This window comes from Actinomycetota bacterium (genome assembly GCA_030774015.1).
GTDB lineage: Bacteria > Actinomycetota > UBA4738 > UBA4738 > JACQTL01 > JALYLZ01.
In genome coordinates this window covers 1-2,083 of sequence record JALYLZ010000168.1, presented here as the reverse complement: position 1 = coordinate 2,083, position 2,083 = coordinate 1, and the positions used below count along the sequence as shown (strand labels likewise).

Sequence of the window (2,083 nt, the reverse complement as noted above, 5' to 3'; positions counted from 1 at the left end):
GCTCAGGCCTCCCCGGCCGGCTCGGCCTCCGGACCAGCTCCGGAGCCAGTCCCCGCTTCCGGGACGGCCGCGACGGGAGCGCTTTCCCGCTCGATCTCGGGTCCGGCTTCAGGCTCCGGGGCCGCCGCGGCCTCCGGCGTATCCTCCGCTTGCGCCGCGGGTTCCGGAGCGGCCATCACCGGTTCGGGCTCGGCCGTCAACCCGGTCGCCTGCTGCGACGAGGACCCCGCCGAGCGCGTCGCGAACTCCTGCCATCCCTCGGTCCGCCCGTCCTCCAGGGCATCGGCGATGACCCGGCTGATCAGCGAGACCGCCCGGATGGCGTCGTCGTTGCCGGGGATGATGTAGTCGACCTCGTCCGGGTCGCAGTTCGTGTCCACGATCGCGATCACCGGAAGGCCGAGCTTGCGGGCCTCGGTCACCGCGATGTGCTCCTTTTTCGTGTCGATCACGAAGATGGCGTCCGGCAGGCGCTCCAGGTCCTGGATGCCGCCCAGGTTCCGCTCGAGCTTCTCCTTCTCGTGGCGGAGCCGGAGCACCTCCTTCTTGGGGAGGAACTCGAACGCGCCGGAGCGCTCCATCTCGCGAAGCTCGCGCAGTCGCGCCAGCCGCCGGGAGATGGTCTGGAAGTTCGTCAGCATGCCGCCCAGCCAGCGGGTGTTCACGTACGGCATGCCGACCCTCTGGGCCTGCTCGGCCACGACGTCCTGGGCCTGCTTCTTCGTGCCGACGAACAGCACGATCCCCTCCCGGCGGCCGAGCTCGCGGACGAACTCGTACGCCTCCTGGAGCCCGGACAGGGTCTGCTCCAGGTCGATGATGTAGATGCCGGACCGCTCTCCGAACAGGAAGCGCCCCATCTTGGGGTTCCACCGCCTGGTCTGGTGGCCGAAGTGAACACCGGCCTCGAGCAACTCCCGTCGCGTGGCGACAGGCATGTGACTCCTCCCTTCGGTTCGTCCTCCGCCGGTTCCACCCAGCTCGACCCGCCGGACCCTTCGTTCAGGGAGGCGGGACCTCGAGACCGGTCCCCGGTCGTGTGTATTCGGCCGGACGCGCGTACCGCATTCCTGGCCGGAACCCCAGTCTAGCAGCCGGGACTCGGTCGGCCTGGGCTCGAAATGGGGCCCGAAATGGTCACCGGAAGGCCGCTAGAAGAAGCGGCGTCGGGGTCGGGCGTCGCGGGGCTTCGGGGGCGGGATCTCGCCCTCCACGACGATGTACCGATGGGCGAACCCGGCCAGGAACACCATGTGCGCCAGCGTGCCCGCCAGGACGAGCAACCAGAGCCGCAGCGAGGGGTTCGCCGAGAAGGCTCGCCCCGCAGGGAGGAACGCGAAGAACGCCGCGGAGAAATACAAGAACACCATGCCGAGGTGGCGAGGGCCGGGGAGGCGCGCGGCCCTCGCCGAGATGCCCATGGCCTGGCGGGCCGAGACGCCCTCCCGCACCGCGATCACCGGAGCGAACGCCAGGAAGTACAGGCCCCCCACGAGCCCGCCGAAGAAGGCCAGGCTCCCGATCGACGCGCCCAGGATGAACCGCAGGATCTGCGACAGGAAGATGAGGGCGACGTTGGTGAGCAGGATTCCCAGAACGGTCGGCGCCGCACGCAGGCCCCGGCGGACACCGTCCCTGGTGGCCCCACCGGTGTCCAGCGACTCGATCACCAGGCTGACCAGGACGGCCCAGATCACCGAGCGGATCACGGCGAGCCCGATGGTGAACAGGATGGTGCCGGTGGTGAGTCCGAAGATGTTGACCACGATGTTGAGGTCGAAGAACGAGCTGATGGGCGGGATCGCCAGGAGGTCGATCATGCCCTGGGGCACGTGGTCGAGGCCCATCGCCAACAGGCCCAGCCACATGGCCATCACGAGGAGCATCGGGACGACCACCAGGGCCGGAACGCCCACCACCGCCACGAAGCCTCGGCCGAGGGTCGCGCTCAGGCGCGGGTAGGGCGAGTCGGCGCGGAGGAACCCGAACAGCCCCGGGGGCATGTCCGGCCGGCGGGAGGTTCCCGTCCGCGTCCCCCTGGTCGCGCTCCGGGCCCTCGACGTCGCGGCCCGCGCGCCGGAGG

2 protein-coding genes are annotated in these 2,083 nt (G+C 70.1%); both read right to left on the bottom strand.

Translation table 11 applies throughout. The features are described from left to right. Window positions 1–2: 2 nt before the first annotated feature. On the bottom strand, window positions 3–938 hold the full coding sequence (rpsB, locus tag M3Q23_16315) for a 30S ribosomal protein S2 (GenBank protein ID MDP9343619.1): 936 nt from the start codon (window positions 936–938) through the stop codon (window positions 3–5). Window positions 939–1,151: 213 nt separating this feature from the next. Continuing rightward, on the bottom strand, window positions 1,152–2,083 hold a 932-nt coding region (locus tag M3Q23_16310; GenBank protein ID MDP9343618.1), incomplete at its 5' end, for an efflux RND transporter permease subunit.